The 15480-nt window shown below is 42.1% G+C and carries 15 protein-coding genes; 11 read left to right on the top strand and 4 right to left on the bottom strand.

The features are described from left to right. Window positions 1-993 precede the first annotated feature (993 nt). The 7 genes from V7K67_RS26430 (at window position 994) to V7K67_RS26400 (ending at window position 8941) form a co-directional block, all read left to right on the top strand. The gene (locus V7K67_RS26430) at window positions 994-1575 is read left to right on the top strand and encodes a KaiA family protein (RefSeq protein ID WP_334706734.1); all 582 of its coding nucleotides are present in this window, start codon (window positions 994-996) and stop codon (window positions 1573-1575) included. A 79-nt stretch (window positions 1576-1654) separates the two neighbouring features. Then, window positions 1655-1969: a circadian clock protein KaiB gene (kaiB, locus tag V7K67_RS26425; protein WP_179066879.1), complete on the top strand. Its 315-nt coding sequence runs from the start codon at window positions 1655-1657 to the stop codon at window positions 1967-1969. 77 nt (window positions 1970-2046) lie between these two features. Next, on the top strand, window positions 2047-3609 hold the full coding sequence (gene kaiC / locus V7K67_RS26420; protein WP_334731163.1) for a circadian clock protein KaiC: 1563 nt from the start codon (window positions 2047-2049) through the stop codon (window positions 3607-3609). A 105-nt stretch (window positions 3610-3714) separates the two neighbouring features. Continuing rightward, on the top strand, window positions 3715-5898 hold the full coding sequence (locus tag V7K67_RS26415; RefSeq protein ID WP_334731164.1) for a TolC family protein: 2184 nt from the start codon (window positions 3715-3717) through the stop codon (window positions 5896-5898). 298 nt (window positions 5899-6196) lie between these two features. Then, window positions 6197-7258, top strand: a complete 1062-nt coding sequence (locus V7K67_RS26410) for a C1 family peptidase (RefSeq protein ID WP_335169053.1) — start codon at window positions 6197-6199, stop codon at window positions 7256-7258. A 509-nt stretch (window positions 7259-7767) separates the two neighbouring features. Beyond that, complete coding sequence (locus V7K67_RS26405; RefSeq protein WP_334731166.1) at window positions 7768-8145, top strand: hypothetical protein; 378 nt, start codon at window positions 7768-7770, stop codon at window positions 8143-8145. A 283-nt stretch (window positions 8146-8428) separates the two neighbouring features. Beyond that, complete coding sequence (locus V7K67_RS26400) at window positions 8429-8941, top strand: hypothetical protein (protein WP_334709931.1); 513 nt, start codon at window positions 8429-8431, stop codon at window positions 8939-8941. 107 nt (window positions 8942-9048) lie between these two features. Here V7K67_RS26400 and V7K67_RS26395 read toward each other — a convergent pair whose 3' ends face one another. Next, window positions 9049-9201, bottom strand: coding sequence for a hypothetical protein (locus tag V7K67_RS26395; RefSeq protein WP_334731167.1), 153 nt, complete (start codon window positions 9199-9201; stop codon window positions 9049-9051). 292 nt (window positions 9202-9493) lie between these two features. Between V7K67_RS26395 and V7K67_RS26390 the strand changes: the two genes are divergently transcribed. The 3 genes from V7K67_RS26390 (at window position 9494) to V7K67_RS26380 (ending at window position 12115) form a co-directional block, all read left to right on the top strand. Further along, window positions 9494-10273 carry a photosystem II S4 domain protein gene (locus V7K67_RS26390; RefSeq protein ID WP_335169050.1) on the top strand — a complete coding sequence of 260 codons (780 nt, stop codon included), beginning with the start codon at window positions 9494-9496 and terminating at the stop codon, window positions 10271-10273. 187 nt (window positions 10274-10460) lie between these two features. Beyond that, a complete protein-coding gene (locus V7K67_RS26385; protein WP_334709935.1) occupies window positions 10461-11000 on the top strand; it encodes a Dps family protein in 540 nt (179 codons plus the stop codon). 347 nt (window positions 11001-11347) lie between these two features. Continuing rightward, window positions 11348-12115 (top strand): ChaB family protein, encoded by a 768-nt coding sequence (locus V7K67_RS26380; RefSeq protein ID WP_334709936.1) that lies wholly within the window; start codon window positions 11348-11350, stop codon window positions 12113-12115. A gap of 136 nt (window positions 12116-12251) precedes the next feature. On the opposite strand, the gene V7K67_RS26375 is transcribed toward V7K67_RS26380, so the two are convergent. Both V7K67_RS26375 and V7K67_RS26370 read right to left on the bottom strand, forming a co-directional pair. Beyond that, window positions 12252-13013: a phycoerythrobilin:ferredoxin oxidoreductase gene (locus tag V7K67_RS26375; protein WP_334731174.1), complete on the bottom strand. Its 762-nt coding sequence runs from the start codon at window positions 13011-13013 to the stop codon at window positions 12252-12254. 135 nt (window positions 13014-13148) lie between these two features. Then, window positions 13149-13883, bottom strand: coding sequence for a 15,16-dihydrobiliverdin:ferredoxin oxidoreductase (locus tag V7K67_RS26370; RefSeq protein WP_335169048.1), 735 nt, complete (start codon window positions 13881-13883; stop codon window positions 13149-13151). Between the two features lie 61 nt (window positions 13884-13944). Between V7K67_RS26370 and V7K67_RS26365 the strand changes: the two genes are divergently transcribed. Next, a complete protein-coding gene (locus V7K67_RS26365; protein ID WP_335169046.1) occupies window positions 13945-14190 on the top strand; it encodes a hypothetical protein in 246 nt (81 codons plus the stop codon). On the opposite strand, the gene V7K67_RS26360 is transcribed toward V7K67_RS26365, so the two are convergent. Further along, window positions 14167-15480, bottom strand: a 1314-nt coding sequence (locus tag V7K67_RS26360; RefSeq protein WP_335169044.1) for a glycosyl hydrolase 108 family protein, incomplete at its 5' end; no start/stop codon positions are given. The two genes, V7K67_RS26365 and V7K67_RS26360, sit on opposite strands and share 24 nt — an antisense overlap.

The following is a 15480-nucleotide window of genomic DNA, read 5'->3' as shown; positions in this document are numbered from 1 at the left end:
GATAGCGACAGCTAAAACAATTATGGCCCCAAAGATTCGCTTTAGAACCTTGAGGAATTATAATGATTTAGAATGGGACAATCCTTTAGGTTCGTTTAAGTATCTTAATCAAGGAGCAAAATCAAAAAATCTATCTTATGGAAACACTCAGTAAGCCTAAAACTCAGTCCCTTTAAGGCTGATATCTAAGCGAATCGTGGGACTTTAGGAAAACTCACTCGTGATATAATCATCTTGTCAAGGTGTAACTCCTTTAGCATTGTGAAACAATTAAGACACACTTTCAGCTAAGAATTTCGGGACAAAGAGCCAACAAAAACTCTTAAAACAGTTAGGGTAATAACAAAGTACCCAAATACAGAGAAAGCAAATATTTTTGATCAAAAAGTAGGGCAGGGCACGCTCGAACTCTAGGTTTAAATATCCTAGTACGCTTGAGGAGATAGACTCTCTGGGATTCAATAAATTAGGCTTGTTGATTGGTGCTGTGGTACGGTCAAAAAGTTTAAGTACTGCCGCAAGGATATTGGGTTTTAAAGTCCGTCGTTGAGCCAAGAATCTCAGTGTCTTCTCCCAAGGGGAGACGCCAAGGGCGAACAGACCTAAGAGTGTCAAGTACATAGATATGCGAATCATAAATTAGCCACTGTGTTTTGCTATACCGACAGATAGCTCATCTCAAAGACCTACTAAGTCTTACTACTCAGTTGCCACACTAGTAGTCTGCCAAGGTAACAATGCTTGGTTTGTAGTGAGTGCTTTAGCGCTCAAATCAAGGACTAAAGTCCTGACTGCGAACTTATTCATCCATCAAAGTTGGTCTGGTGGACTACTAGGTTGTTGATTGGCTAGCACTATCTGCTAACACAGAGCGTTATTTTGGGGTGGAATCACCAGTTTACTGTACAGCCAGTATTACCCTAGAAGCGTTAGCCAAGCTTATCAGCCCACGTTTCTTGGTCAGGGCGATCAAAGAAATATATTTAAGAATAGATGTTATTACCGATATTGATTCTGCAACCTGATGTTAACAAATGTTTAGCTAATTTAGCTGACTTAGCCAACCAAAAAAATTTGCTCGCGAGGGTGTGGAACTTGCTCGACGCGATTATTGCCCAGTTTTCCTACCTACCCGTTGGTGCAACTGCCACTGGAAACATCAACTATTTCCCAAATTGGCTGCAACAAGATCCAAGTAAGGCATACACTGGCAAGTACGTCTATGTGTTTGCCAGTCAGATGCAAAAAAGCCAACAGCATTTCCAGGAGATGACTCTAGCAGAAAGGCAAGGATTATTAAGACAGCTTAAATTAGATTATAGCCTGATTCTTATCGACTATTTTAGCACAGATAAAACACTCAAAGATAAAATTGATAAATTTATCAATACTATATTTTATGCTAATATTCCTGTGCCGCAAATAATTGAAATTCACATGGAGGTAATTGAAGACTTTTCTAACCAGCTAAAATTAGAAGGCAGGAGCAATGAAACGTTACTGGATTACCGTCTAACCTTAATCGATATTCTTGCTCACCTGTGCGAAGTCTATCGCAGTTCGATTTCTAAATAAATTAAATTCATCAATGTTAAACTTGTCTCGATGTGCGAAAGGTCTTGTATTTTTATGCTCATGACTAGCCATTAAGTATATGAAGAAACTCAGAAAAACCTACGTTCTTAAGCTTTACGTAGCAGGGAACACTCCTAATTCAGTCAGAGCTTTAAAAACACTCAAAGATATTTTAGAACAGGAATTTGAAGGTGTTTATGCCTTGAAAGTGATCGATGTACTAAAAAGCCCGCAACTGGCGGAAGAAGACAAGATATTAGCAACGCCAACATTATCTAAAATTTTACCTCCACCCGTTCGCAAAATTATCGGGGATCTTTCAGATAGAGAAAGAGTATTGATTGGATTAGATTTGCTCTATGAAGAACTGAGTGAAGAAGATATTGAAGAGTAAAATTTTAATCATAAAAAAATTAGTACAAACTTTAGTCATAAAAAAAACAGGTTTTCATACAAATTTATTATCAAGCAATGAGTGAAAACGAGCAATTAGAACCAAAGCAACCACCGAAAATTGGGGGTTTAGAAAAAATTCGGACGATGATCGAAGGATTTGACGATATTAGTCATGGTGGTTTACCAACTGGTAGAACTACCTTGATCAGCGGCACTTCCGGCACAGGCAAAACTTTATTCTCTCTTCAGTTTCTCTATAACGGTATCACCTACTTTGATGAAGCCGGAGTATTTGTTACCTTTGAGGAATCGCCTAGTGATATTATTAAAAATGCCAATATTTTTGGCTGGAACTTGCCGCGCCTAATTGAAGAAGGCAAGTTATTTATTCTTGATGCTTCTCCCGATCCAGAAGGTCAAGATATAGTGGGAAATTTTGACCTTTCTGCACTCATTGAGCGCTTGCAATATGCGATTCGTAAATACAAAGCTAAACGAGTTTCCATCGACTCAATAACAGCAGTATTTCAGCAGTATGAAGCAATGGGAGTAGTGCGACGCGAGATTTTTCGCCTCGTAGCCCGTCTCAAGCTATTGAGTGTTACCACTGTAATTACTACTGAACGTGGTGAAGAATATGGCCCCGTTGCCTCTTTCGGAGTAGAAGAATTTGTTTCTGATAATGTAGTAATTGTTCGCAACGTTTTAGAAGGAGAACGCCGCCGTCGCACAATTGAAATTCTCAAGTTGCGCGGCACAACTCACATGAAAGGCGAATATCCCTTCACAATTACTAATGAAGGAGTTAACATCTTCCCACTGGGAGCAATGCGCTTAACTCAACGATCTTCTAATGTCAGAGTATCTTCTGGTGTCAAAACCTTAGATGAAATGTGTGGTGGTGGTTTCTTTAAAGATTCCATCATTTTGGCAACAGGGGCCACAGGTACGGGCAAAACCTTGTTAGTCAGTAAGTTTATTCAAGATGGCTGCCTCAATGGAGAACAGGCGATATTATTTGCTTATGAAGAATCACGGGCCCAACTATCTCGTAACGCTTCCTCTTGGGGAATTGATTTTGAAGAATTAGAAGATCAAGGTTTACTCAAAATCATCTGTACCTATCCCGAATCAACTGGTTTAGAAGACCATTTACAAATTATTAAATCAGAAATTGCGATCTTCAAACCTGCTCGCATCGCTATCGATTCCCTTTCAGCACTAGCTAGAGGAGTGAGCAATAATGCATTTAGGCAGTTTGTAATTGGGGTGACGGGTTATGCTAAACAAGAAGAAATTACTGGTTTCTTTACTAACACAACCGACCAATTTCTGGGAGCGCATTCCATTACCGACTCTCATATTTCCACGATTACCGATACAATTATAATGTTACAGTACGTAGAAATTCGCGGCGAAATGTCGCGGGCAATTAACGTATTTAAAATGAGAGGTTCTTGGCACGATAAGGGAATTCGTGAGTATAATATTACTGCTGACGGGCCCGATATCAAAGATTCTTTCCGAAACTACGAACGGATTATCAGCGGTGCTCCTACTCGCGTTAGTATCGATGAAAAGGCGGAACTTTCTCGCATTGTTAGACGTTTTGAAGACAAACAGAGTTCCGAACCCTAAATTTAGTATCGTAGTATGTTCTTTCTGAAGTTTAGTATCGTGCTATATTCTCTGGTGAAGAAAGGTTTTCTGCCGCTAGTATTGATTTTTGTGTGAGGGGATGCGGTGAAAGGACAGCAATTATTTTATAGCTTCTTACCTGGTGTGACAGCAGCAGTCTTAACAACTCAGGCTGCTTGGGCTGGTACTGTGAAAGTAACAGGGATACAGAGAGCGTCTTCTCCTAGTGTTTTGACTTCTATTTATGGTCAAGACTTGATAGCAGACACCATGAATACGCAACTACCTAACAGTGCAAATGTTAGTGATCCAACCCTAGTACCTGCTTTTGGTTTTACAAAACTTAGTGTGAAGCCTTTAAGTAATAACAGTATTCCAGTATTTACGGCTGACAATACTGTTTTGCCAATGAAGAAAGATGAAGCTAGGTTTTTAAGTTTGATACCTACCTCTAATCCTTCTCAACAGCCAGATGTCAGCCAGTTTGCTCAAAGCGACCAAAAGCAGAGTAATTTAGACCCGAATGGGCAGAAATTAAAGAAGATAGTAGTTCCTAACTACACTTCAAAATCCCCTTCTGTCCAAAAAGAAATTTTGTCCCTGTCTTCTGCACAGCAGTCAGTGGTTCAAAAGATAAGTACTGTTACTCAGTTACAAACATTTTTACAAGCTTCAGCTACGGGTGCAGGAACAGCAAAACTGTTGTCAGCGCAGAAGTGTCCACAGGAGTTGGGGAAAAACAAAAGTGATTCTTCGGCTTCTTTGCTACTAGTCTCAAGCACTTGCTTACAACAAAATCCGGCTAGGGAACTTTTAGCTCAGAGTAATACTCAGACTCCAGCAGGTTCGGTTCAACCTCAGATTTTACCAGGAAACGTAACTCCTGCGTCGGCAGGTTCAGTGCAACCTCAGACTGTCCCAGGAAATGTAACTCCTGCGCCGGTAGGTTCTGTGCAAGTTCCAGAGAACCTCAGTCCCAATGCCAATCCCCTGCAATTTCCCACCAAGTCAGAGGAAGTGAAACTTGAGGGAAATCAGGCAATTACTTTGGCACAGGCTCTAGAGCTAGCACGGCGTAACAATCACGATCTACAGGTATCGATATTACAGCTAGAGCGCAGTCGCGCTGCTGTACGGGAGGCACAAGCTGCTTTGCTTCCCACTCTAGGTATTAGTGGTGATATCACTCGCAGTCAGTCTGCTTCTGGTCAGCTTGAGGACGAATTATACCAACAAGAAGGTTTACTCTCTCCTAACGCAGGCATACCTGCGACAGCTTTCAACGGATCTGCACAACTGACATATAACCTTTATACTTCTGGGAGTCGGCAAGCTACCATCAGACAGGCTGAAGAACAGGAGCGCTCCGATCAATTGGCTGTAGAAACTCAGTTTGAGACAATCCGTTTAAATGTCGCCACTGACTACTACAATCTGCAACAAGCAGATGAACAAGTACGTATTTCCCAGTCAGCTGTGCTAAACTCCGAAGCTAGTTTGCGTGATGCACAAGCTTTAGAGCGGGCTGGGGTTGGTACGCGTTTTGATGTGTTGCGATCGCAGGTAAACTTAGCAAATTCCCAACAAAACCTGATTAATGCTATCTCCCAGCAGCAAATTGCCCGTCGTCAGCTAGCTACTCGCATAAGTTTGTCGCAGTCAGTGAATATCAGCGCAGCTGACCCTGTACAATTAGCTGGTCTTTGGAACCAGTCGCTAGAGCAAACTATTGTGCTGGCTTTTCAAAACCGTTCGGAGCTGCAACAGCAATTGGCGCAACGTAACATTAGCGAACAACAGCGACGGCAAGCACTTTCAGCACTAGGCCCTCAAATTAGTTTGGTAGCCAGCTACAGCCTACTAGATCAGTTCAATGATAATATCAACGTGACTGATGGCTATTCACTAGGAGTAAGGGCAAGCCTAAGTTTGTATGATGGGGGAGCCGCAAAAGCAAAGGCAGCTCAGGCAAGGTCTAATATTGCGATCGCCGAAACTCAATTTGCTGAACAGCGCAACCAAATTCGCTTTCAGGTAGAACAAGCCTATTCTACCCTGCAATCTAGTTTGACCAACGTTCAAACCTCTAATACTGGTTTAGAAGAGGCTAGAGAAGCTCTACGTTTAGCGCGTTTGCGATTCCAAGCTGGTGTAGGCACTCAAACTGATGTCATTAACTCTGAAAACGACCTCACAACAGCTGAAGGTAATCGAGTCTCGGCAATTTTGAATTACAATAAGGCTCTAGCTCAGTTACAACGGTCTGTTACCCTCAGAGCGTTACGTTAGTTAACCGAAACTCAACCGTCAATACTTTTGACTGCTGTTGTATTTTTTAATACAATTTGCACCTTATATCAGGGCATCACACAGTCCAGTAGTATTTCTTATAAAAAGCTCCAAGAAGCCTGATTATTCAGTGTTAATACTGAACAATCAGGCTTCTTTGGTAATAAAAGCTATATTGGAACAGGTTTTAGCGCTAGTTGTATAAAAGCAGCTTATCTTCAGGTAAAGTGTCGCCCCCGGAAAGTGTCTGAGTCAACACAGCGCTTCTACCTTGTGTGGTTCTAAGGGAGATTATTATATGTCAATTTCCGATGTGCTTCGTACAGTCTCGTTCTTCCATGATTCTAGAGGCAAACAGTTAAAAGTCGGCGGTTATCGACCAGATCCTATTGATCCAAGAGATAAAAAATATGGTGTTGGACGTTATCAAGCACAACAGTTACCGCCAATGGTCGATTTACGTCCTCACATGACAAAAGTGGAACAGCAAGGAGAATTGAACAGTTGTACAGCGAACGCGATGGCGGGAGCTTACGAGTATCTGGCGATACGTCAATTTGGCTCGGCAGAGTATGTAAGTCGTTTGTTTATTTATTACAATGCCAGACTGTCTGATGGAACCGTTGAGCAGGACGAAGGAACTTATTTACGCACCTGTATTAAGGTACTGCGAAAATACGGTGCTTGTATGGAGAAAACTTGGCCTTATAGTCAAAATAGGGTGTTTGAAAAACCCCACAAACAAGCTTATGAGGAAGCAGAAAGCTTCTTGATCGATGACGCTGAACGAATTGACTTGGATTTGTACGCAATGCGCCACTGTTTAGCGGAAGGTTATCCCTTTGCTTTTGGTTTGCAACTGTTCAGTTCCTTTGAGCAAGCTAAAGATACTGGAAGAGTACCAATACCAAATTTAAACACCGAGAAACTTTGTGGCGGACACGCAATGCTGTGCGTAGGATATTCTGATCAAGACCGCATGTTTTTGGTTCGTAACTCTTGGGGGTCAAACTGGGGAGACAAAGGCTACTGTTACATTCCCTACGATTACATTATTAATTCTGAGTTAAACGGTGATTGTTGGACTATTAAAAGTGTAACCGACCTTGACTTAAGTCAGGATGTCTGGTGCGATGAAGGCTCCTTCTTTGATATGGCTCTCTCTTTGGCTGTTAGTGAACTAGGGTTTGCACAGGACGAGGACGACGATGAAGATGAGTCTGAGGATGATGATGAAGATGAATCCGACGATGACGATGAGTCTGAGGATGACGATGAAGATGAATCCGACGATGACGATGAAGATGAATCCGAGGACGACGATGAAGATGAATCCGACGATGACGATGAAGATGAATAAAAGGCAATACTAGATGTATGACTCCCGGTTCGCTCATTTTTTTTGGAGTTCGAGAAATTGCCGAAAAACAGAAAATCTAGGTGTAGTAATGGTTTTAGCCATTTCCCTAAATTTACCTTGAACTACCACCCTGTTCTAAAAACTCTATTTTTATGCGATGCCTACGGCGGTAAACTACGCGCAAAGTTGGGATTATAGTACATTTGTATTGTATATTAGAACCCCTACTAAATCGTTCAGCTTTTTTCTAACTCAATTTAAAATGGGCGAACCGGGAGTTTAAATATGTTAAGTCAAGTTTTGTATAGCAGTGGAAAAGATATAGAGAGGTAGTAGTGCTACCTCTCTACAAGGATTTTGGGTAATGCATAATTAATTTCCACTCCTATGTCTAAGGAAGAAAAAGGAAAAGAATACTGAAGGTGGCTAAAGCCATTGCTTCTGCGTCTAGTTTTTGGGTCAAAATTGGACTAACATAACTGAGTGTTCGCTCGTCTTGTCAAAGACTCATGACTAAAGTAACATCTCAAGAGATTGCACAGTTTCGCTCTCAATTGGCAGATGATCCCAGCGATATGGAAGCGCTGGATTTGATTGAAGACTGTGATGGAGATTTAGAAGATGCAGCGATGACGCTAGCTATCCGCGCAGGACAACAACCAGAAAGAGCAAATTCCGAGTGGTTAGATGCTTTAGCTAGAAAATGGCGTGTCGTCATTTGCGAACAAGAATATCGAGAAGATTTGGTTAATACTTCTCTTCAAAAGATGATGGAACATTTAAAAACAACGCCGACGTTTCCGAAGATTTTGGCAGCACCAGTTTTAATATATGTCCTCAAGCAAGGCGTGAACAATTTTTGTGAACCACTAGATTTGCTCAAGTGATCAGGCCATGTATATTTAACTTGTGCTAACTTGTGCGATGCCTGCGGCGGGCTATTCGGCGTCGCGGTTTGCAGTTGAGTTCAATACAGACCTAACCCCCAGCCCCTTCCCTTGCAGGGAAGGGGAGTAATGAATAAAAGCCTCTCCTAACTCTAAACTCCTAACTCCTAACTCTAAACTCCTAACTCCTAACTCTAAACTCCTACCCAATGCAAGATTGATTCGACCAGGACTGATACGCTGTAATTAAGGCAAAACTTCTATTAGACAAATTGTAAAATCAATGAATTACCTTGTTGCCGTATTACCTGACCGGATTCAAGCCGAAGCTGCCTACTTAGCCTTAGAAAAAGAAGGCATAAACAGTACTATTTTGGGGAGGGGGTATAAAACGGCTGATGAGTTCGGCTTAATTGACCCCAAAGACCAAGCTAAAAAGCAAGCAAAACTGATGGCAACCTGGCTGATCCCATTTGGCTTTTTTGCAGGTTTTACCTTCAGCCTCATCACTGGTTTAAATACTTTTGCCTGGGCGGGTGAAGTTGGCAATCACATCGTTGGCGGACTGCTGGGTGCTGCTAGTGGTGCTATGGGTGGTGTGTTTGTCGGTGGTGGAGTTGGTTTACTAGTAGGTGGTGGTGATGCTTTACCTTATCGCAACCGCTTAGATGCAGGTAAATATTTAGTTGCCGTTCAAGGTTCTGAAATTCTGACTCGACAAGCAACGCGAATATTACGTCAGTTTGATCCAGAAAATATCCAAGGTTATGCTGACACAAATACTACTGTGTATTGAACAAATCATAATTTACACATTTATTTGTAGCCCACTCTTCCTTATTAGCACGAATTACGGGGTGGGTGAAGAATTTGGGTGTTTTCCTGCGTAGTAGACAACAATTTTTAACCGAGTACTGTGGGTTTAAGTCCCCCGGTTCTATAACCAGTAAGTTTTGGGTCGGGGTCAAATCCCCCTTCCAAAACTTTACTTCCGACTTCCGACTTCTTTAACTGTTCTTCATCAGGAACGTAAAACACTCTGTCCCCTTTTGTCACCTCATATTCCCATGCTCATCTGAGTAGATATTACCGAAGGTAGCGATAGACATAGATTATGCGTTTTTAGTCAACGCCGATTTAACACAATTATTAGTCCCTACGTATAATTGTACGTATTATTCATCAATGGTCAATAGGAATTAAAACTCTGGGTACTGGAACTATCTCCAGAAAAGCATGAGAGATTTTTAGACTAGATAAAATGCCGCGTCAATAATTGCTTGAGAAAGTTAGAATCAAGATAGTTATAGCAGATTAATTCTCAATTCATAACTCATAATTTTTAAGAATGTTGCCACGAGAAGAACTTTTAAAAGGTGTTGAAAATCGAGATAGTGTAGCTCGTGTAATCGACCAAGCTGAACTTGCAATCAAAACTTGGGAAGTGGTTTTGACAGATTTTCTATCTCCTCCAGAATTGGTGGAAATTCAACGGGTGTTTAACCGATTAACAGAAGTACAATTGGTGGCGTGGGGTGGATATCCGCAAGCTGAACGCCAAAGAATAGCGATCGCTCGTTCGGAACTTCCCTTAGATCAATCTCAAGTCAGCCTTGTGGCTGTGGAAATTGCTGGTAATTTCCTGTTTGATACCGCCTCTCACCGCGACTTTTTAGGCGCAATGTTGGGGACAGGAATTGTTCGTGAAAAGACGGGAGATGTGATTGTTTTAGGAGAACGAGGGGCCCAGGCGATTGTTGCACCAGAGTTGGTGGAATTTTTGGAAATGAGTCTGAAACAGGTGCGATCGGTTCCTGTGAAAACTCAGCGGATTGAGATCACTGAATTAAGGGTTCGGGAACCCAAGAAAAAAGAATTAACTACTGTGGAGGCTTCTTTGCGATTAGATGCGATCGCATCTGCTGGTTTTGGTATGTCCCGCAGCAAAATGGTTGATTTCATTGATGCTGGTGATGTCCGCGTCAATTGGAAGGAAGTTACTCAAGCTAGTTCTCAAGTTAAATCAGGCGACTTAATCGCCATTCGCTCTAAAGGGCGTTTAGAAGTTGGGGAGATCGCTGTTACAAAAAAAGATCGTTACCGAGTTCAATTAACAAGATATATCTAATACCAGAAATGTTGTTTTTATGAGTTTTATACTACACTAGCGCATTTAAATAGTACTACCTATTAAGGCATAGTACAACTATGAAATGTGATAATTAATTTCAACTCATAATGTTTCCTTTGGTTGATGTGGATTATATAGAAAATTTGGGAAGTTAATAAATAAGTTTGCTTAGGGATGGAAAATAATGCGTGCGATAAACATTGGTTTGACCGAAGAACAGCGTCAAGGTGTAATTAATCTGTTAAATCAAGATTTGGCAGATGCCTATTTATTGTTGGTGAAAACCAAAAAGTACCACTGGGATGTCGTTGGCCCTCAGTTCCGCTCTTTGCACCAGCTTTGGGAAGAACACTACCAAAAACTGACTCTAAATATTGATGCCCTGGCAGAGCGGGTTCGTGCTTTGGGCGGTTATCCAATTGGCACATTAGAGGGATTTCTTAAGCTTGCGACTCTCAAGGAACATGCTGGCAATGTTCCCACAGCAACGGGGATGGTAGCTAATCTAGTGGATGATCATGAGCAGGTTATTCGTAACTTGAGAGATCATGTGGATCAGTCCGGTGAAAAGTTTCACGATCAAGGAACTGCTGATTTTTTAACTGGACTGCTGGAACAGCATGAGGAGATCGCTTGGATGCTGCGTTCATTTATCGAGGGGGAAGCATTAGATCCAGATGGTAAAAAGCCAGGAGCAAAGGCTAAGACTCCTGTAGGTGTATAGCTCTTAACGTTTGAGTTGAGGATGGCTGACTTGGAAATTAGTTGAGGGAGGATTTATTTTTCCCTTAACTAGTTTGAAGAAGAAGTCAGAATTCAGGAGTCAGCAATCTTGACGCTCGTTCGCTCTTAGCGTCTCCCCGAATCACATTGGGAGAGGCTAACGCCAAGGGAGAAGACAAAGGCTTAGCTGCGCTATCCGCCTTTTCGGTCAAAATTCATTCTGTACATGGATAGCGGGGCGTTTAGCCCATTCTGACTTCTGACTCCTGAATTCTGTTCGATAAAAAAATTAATCTGCCCATTCAATATAATTCATTGCAAAAACAACATAATACAAGGAGTATTTATATGCCAGAAGTATATAAAGCAGAACGTACTATTTCTGCTGTATTCAAAGATCAGAAGCAAATTGATGATGTTATTCGACGTTTACTAGACAGAGGTGTGCCTAGAGATCATATTTCGGTGATGGGCAGAAATTTCCAGTCGGAAACGAGAATTGCTGGCTTTATTAGTAAAAAAGATGTGATTCTGGGAGGTTTGAGAACAGGAGCCGTTTTTGGTTCCTTGTTTGGTTCCTTTCTCAGCTTGCTTACGGGTGTAGGCGTATTGTTTATTCCCTTTGTCGGCCCAATTGTGGCAGCAGGGCCTATTGGTGCAGTGCTGTTGGGGGCTGCTAGTGGTGCGATCGCAGGTAGTGCAGGTGCCGGTCTAGTATCGGTTCTAACTACTTTGGGGATGCCAGAAGATAAAGCGGCTATTTACCAAACCCGCTTACAAGCTGGCGAATTTTTCGTGATGGCAGAAGTTCCGAGCGATCGCTCTGGCGAATTTCAATTGCTGCTCGAAAGTGCTGGTGGTGAAGAAATTCACACAATTGAGAAAACTCTGGCTCGTTCTTGTTCTGGACAGTGCAATAGCCCACAAGACTTGTCTCCTGAGGTTCGCGCTCATCTTTCTGATGAAGCTCAAAGTACATTCATTGAGCGCTACAATGCTGTACTCAATGAGAAAAGTGACGAGTTTACGGCCGAACAAGCTGCTTGGGAGACTGTTCATCAGCAATATGATGAAGATGAAAACGGCGTTTGGTCAAAAGCTAAGGTTAAAGCTTAAGAATTTCCCAGAAATACTACACTGTAACCTGCGGGTACAGTGTAATTAGTTATCTGATCGCTTCTACGGTATCCATTGCGGCTTAATGAGCTATCCAGCTATATCTGCGTTTCCGAAAGCCTTCTATGACTTTGAGTCATGCGAGATTTAAATAATTGTTGGCTGTTAATTTCCTCTCTAGGTCAAATAAAAAGCCGTGGATATATTCTTCAGTCCATTCGGCACCATAGAAGCGTTTAAACATCCCTCGTGCTGGGTCTTTTTCAGCCCTATACCGCAGGTATCGCAGTTGGGCTTGCTCAATGGCTACTAAATTTTGAGAATCTGTTACAGCTTTTGCCTGCTCCACAAAATCTAGATAAGCTTTCAAATAGTCTTTGAAAGCGGCAAATACCTGGGTTTCTACTACAGCTGTTTCTTGAGGACGAGTCCATAAAAAAGCAGGAGAGAAGAAGGGCTGTGCTTCTTCTGGAAAATCTCCTCCCCAAGATAGATGCTGTTGATGAGCGTGGAAAACAGGTAGAATCGGTTCAGTATACTTTGCCTGATATGCTGAATCATCACGAAATAAGGGCTGCATATCCAAAGCAATGAGATGTCCGCCTGGTAATGTCACCAGATCCGCCCCAAAAAAGGGTAAATCGTAGTTAAGGTGGGGGAAAATCACAAAATTCAGTACTTGCAGCGAATTGCCACCTTGTACATGAGCTGCACGAATCTGCCGTAATTTTGTAGTTTGAAAAGCATAACTAGTGGTGACAACCTCTTCCTGGTTCTTTCCCTTGCCCACAATAGCACTCTTGGATTCAAACCCAGCCGGGATAGGATAGGGTTGTAAATCCAAGCGCGATCGCATGTAGGCGATCGCATAATCGAGAAACGGTTGATACAGTGTCAAGGTTGCTTCGCTCCAATTCAAAATTCAACTCTAGCTAGAAAAGGGGAGTGGGGAATGGGGGAGATGAGGGAGTAGGGGAAGATGAGGAAGATGAGGGAGAAGAATTAATAACCAATGCCCAATGCCCAACGATGGTCATCTTTTGCTGCCACTAACTGCTAAAGGAACAGCATCTTCAAATAAGAATTCATGGAGAAAGCGCTCTGCCCATTCATGGCCAAAGTAGCTGCTAAACAAACCAGATGCAGGATCGCGGTCTGCACTATATTGGTCATAGTCTTTTTGGGCTTTAACAATCCGCTGGATATCTTCTGGATCTTCAAGCGGTTGGGCATCTGCTAGCATTTGCCAATACAAATTTAAATAGTCTTGAAAAGCTTCAAAGACTCGCGTTGCTACTGTTTCAGGATCGGTTTTGGCAAACAATAGGTACTTAGAAAAATACTGGTTGGCATCGTAAAACTTCATTTCTAAGTTTTGCGCCAAATCCGGGTATTTATCATGGAGAGATTTTAGCGGAACGATATATTTATTTTGATAATTTTCGTCCTGAAATAAAGGCTGAAAATCAAGCACAATCAGGTTTTTGACTTTACCAAAGGATAAAAAATCAATCCCTAATAGAGGTAAATCGTAGTTAGAACTGGGATAAACTACGCTGTTAAAAATTTGGGCACTTTCCCCGGCATCAATGTAGGTATAGCGAATTTTCCGCAATTCTTGACATTGGTAACACCAACTGCGGATAGTTGCTGGGTTTCTGCCGCGATCGCTAACCTTGAATTCCAAACCAGGGGGAATAGCCCTACTTTGTAAATCAAACCGTTCAAATAACTCTTTTTCTAAAAATTCTAGGAAAGGCTTATACATAGAGCATGATTTGTTAACCCTTGCATGAAAATAAGTTATGGCAATCATGCACGTCTCATTTATGAGAAACAAAGCAACATTCCTTAATGGGGCATTGGGCATTGGGCATGGGGCATGGGGCAAAGTCTCTGACTGCAATTACTTCAATCTGTCACAGATGCTACTTAACAATATTCTGTACTTTCAGGCACAAAATTTAGATGCGCTTACTGTGGAGCGATCGCTCTACGAAAAAGCGATCGCGCCTTCGGGGGAAAAGGGCGATCGCAACCATCAAAAAAGCTTACAGACCAAGATCACTTCGTAAGCTATTTAACCGATTGAGCCAACCGTTAAGAAATTGGGTCTGATCACCTATTGCTATTTTGTAGTAGTATTTTTCTCTTTCGTTACAGTAACGCCTTGCCTGATCAATATCGCTACCTCCTCCCTGTTGTGCAATGGACAAAAAGTTTTGGGATGTCCCACCACCATGATTTACAGATGCATCAAAATGACACATTGCAAGTTTTCCCGATAATTTGTCACAGCCTGTTGCAAGCCAATAATTTTGACGGTAAATCTCAGATACTTCTCCATCAGAGATAGAAACTACATCTTTAAATCCTAGCCCTTGACTAGACCGATAAGAGGTGTAGGTATTCTGTGTAATACCTTTGTTGGTCGGGCCACCATGATCGCTAGGATTATTTGCATATCCTCCTTCCCATTTAAGAGTAAAGCTGAGAGCTTTACTGAAATCAGCAGATGAACCTTGCACTGTTTGTTGCACGGTCGATAAGCTGTCCTTCGGGTTAGTCCAGTAGATTCCTGTGCCGTAGCGTGAAGCAGTCCCATTGCCATTTGTAATGGTTATCCAGTAACTTTCCTCTTTCACAATGTGCCCATCTGGGCCATTGGAGTCAAGGATCTTGACTTGTAATTGTCCATTAGTTTTTTGCACGGCTGTAACAATGGCAACATGCCCGACGACTTGCCCATTTGCTATACCTATTCCAGGGAAGGAGATAATTGAGCCACGCACAGGATCATCTGTATCATTAGCAGGCTTGAAGTAGTCTCCAAATAATCTCGCTACATTCTCCGCGACATTTCCTCCATTCCCAAGAGCTAGATATCCCGTCTTTCCATACTCCTCTTCCAGGTAACGAGCAACTAGAGAAACACATTCTCCTGTATATTGTCCGGTCATGTCCAGTCGTTGGATCTCCTTTACTCCATTGAATCTAGCTATGAAATCATCTAATTTGGAGCTGGTAGTTTGTCCGCTATCGTTTGTAACTGTCGTTTGCCTAGCACCAAAGCCCATGTTATGCCACCAAGTGTAGTTATTATCTGACTCATTCCACATCCAGGTAGAAGCATCTTTCCCTACACCTAAAACGTGAAGCTTGCCATCACCACCAACAGTTGCTTGAACATTCTGAGCACCAAAGCCCATGTTGTGCCACCAAGTGTAGTTATTATCTGACTCATTCCACATCCAGGTAGAAGCATCTTTCCCTACACCTAAAACGTGAAGCTTGCCATCGCCACCAACAGTCGCCTGGACATTCTGAGCACCAAAGCCCATGTTGTGCCACCAAGTGTAGTTATT

It is taken from the genome of Nostoc sp., from assembly GCF_036917155.1.
Lineage (GTDB): Bacteria > Cyanobacteriota > Cyanobacteriia > Cyanobacteriales > Nostocaceae > Nostoc.
This window is presented reverse-complemented; position numbering and strand designations above follow the sequence as displayed.